This window comes from Bradyrhizobium sp. P2_E8 (genome assembly GCF_056403875.1).
Genome location: NZ_JBFUES010001413.1, coordinates 1 through 1,434 on the forward strand (window position 1 = coordinate 1; position 1,434 = coordinate 1,434).

Here is a 1,434-nt window from a genome sequence, read left to right on the forward strand (position 1 = left end):
TTACGAATGCGTCGCGCGCGGGCTTCCGGTCTACAGCGTTGCCGATGTCGACGACATCTACGGGCGCATCGTCGCCTACGAGCGACTGCTGCTGCCGTTCCTGACCGACGGCAAGGTCTGTCACATCATCGCCTCGCTCAAGACCTTCTGCGAGGACGGCGGCTTCGAGATCAAGAATCTGATGCGCGGAAATGACGCGCTGCCGCGCCAGAAATTGCGCGCCGTGATCGATCGCGATCTCTTTCATCGCGCCCCCGGCCGTATCGCGGCCGCCGACGTCGTCGAGTTCGCGGACCGGTCCGGTCCCGCCGACGCCACCGAGACCATCGAGCTGAACTAGCCTTCAGCGCGTTTTGGCACCAACCTACTTCGTCCTGACGTCCTTGGCGTAGATGTCCGGCTTGAACCCGACCAGCAGCTTGCCGCCGACTTCCAGCACCGGACGCTTGATCATCGATGGTTGCGCTAGCATCAATGCCAGCGCCTTCTTCTCGGTGAGGCCTTCCTTGTCGGCGTCGGGCAGCTTCTTGAAGGTCGTGCCGGCGCGATTGAGCAGCGTCTCCCAGCCGAGCTTGTCGCTCCACTGCTTGAGCTTGTCCTTCTCGACGCCGGCCGCCTTGTAGTCGTGAAACTCATAGGCAACGCCATGGCTGTCGAGCCAGGCGCGGGCCTTCTTCATGGTGTCGCAGTTCTTGATGCCGTAGATGATGTTGGGCAAGACGTTCCTCGCGCATGCGTGATGCTTCGGCTGCGGCGTTGTACGAAACTCCGGTTCGCGCGACAATATTGCGAGCGATGCTTTCGAACTCTGGCAACGGACACATCATGCACGTCACTCACGATCCCGCCGCGGCCCCGTCGCCGACCATCGACTTCAACAGCTTCCTCGCGGTCGATATCCGCGTCGGCACCATCGTCGATGCCAAGCCGTTTCCGGAGGCACGCAAGCCGGCCTGGCGGCTGTGGATCGACTTCGGTCCGGCGATCGGCGTGCGCAAGAGCTCGGCGCAGATCACCGAGAACCATCCGCTGGAATCGCTGGTGGGACAACAGGTCGCGGCCGTCGTCAATTTTCCGCCGCGCCAGATCGGGCCGGTCGTGTCGGAAGTGCTGACGCTCGGTTTCCCCGATGCCGACGGCAAGGTCGTGCTGGTGCAGCCGGGCAAGCCCGTGCCGAACGGCGGACGGCTGTTCTAGCGGCACATCATCGCGAGCCGAGCCGTCGCTTCGGCTCGCCAGCCGTCTACTCCTGCTGCTCCTGGGCCCGGGGCCATCCGGACTTGACCAAGTCCCTTTGTTCATTTAAAAATGACTGATCGATCGTTTTTTATTTCTTTTGGCCAATATTCACGCCTTTCCCGACGAATCACTAAAACGATCGATCAGTCAGTTATTTACGGACGCCCCGATGCCCAAGATCAGCGACAAGCAGCG

General features: G+C 61.6%; 2 protein-coding genes and 1 pseudogene. 2 read left to right on the forward strand and 1 reads right to left on the reverse strand.

What is annotated here, in order from left to right; translation table 11 throughout:
* Positions 1–340 (forward strand): annotated as a pseudogene (locus tag AC1D00_RS40960) (hypothetical protein); the annotation flags it as partial.
* Between the two features lie 24 nt (positions 341–364).
* On the opposite strand, the gene AC1D00_RS40965 reads toward AC1D00_RS40960, so the two are convergent.
* Positions 365–718 carry an ArsC family reductase gene (locus AC1D00_RS40965; protein WP_027543025.1) on the reverse strand — a complete coding sequence of 118 codons (354 nt, stop codon included), beginning with the start codon at positions 716–718 and terminating at the stop codon, positions 365–367.
* Positions 719–825: 107 nt separating this feature from the next.
* Between AC1D00_RS40965 and AC1D00_RS40970 the strand changes: the two genes are divergently transcribed.
* The gene (locus AC1D00_RS40970; protein ID WP_135173418.1) at positions 826–1,197 is read left to right on the forward strand and encodes a tRNA-binding protein; all 372 of its coding nucleotides are present in this window, start codon (positions 826–828) and stop codon (positions 1,195–1,197) included.
* Positions 1,198–1,434 lie beyond the last annotated feature (237 nt).

What these genes read in the sequence shown, in the direction of transcription:
- AC1D00_RS40970 (WP_135173418.1), top strand. Translation starts at nt 826, where the DNA reads ATGCACGTCACTCACGATCCCGCCGCGGCCCCGTCGCCGACCATCGAC.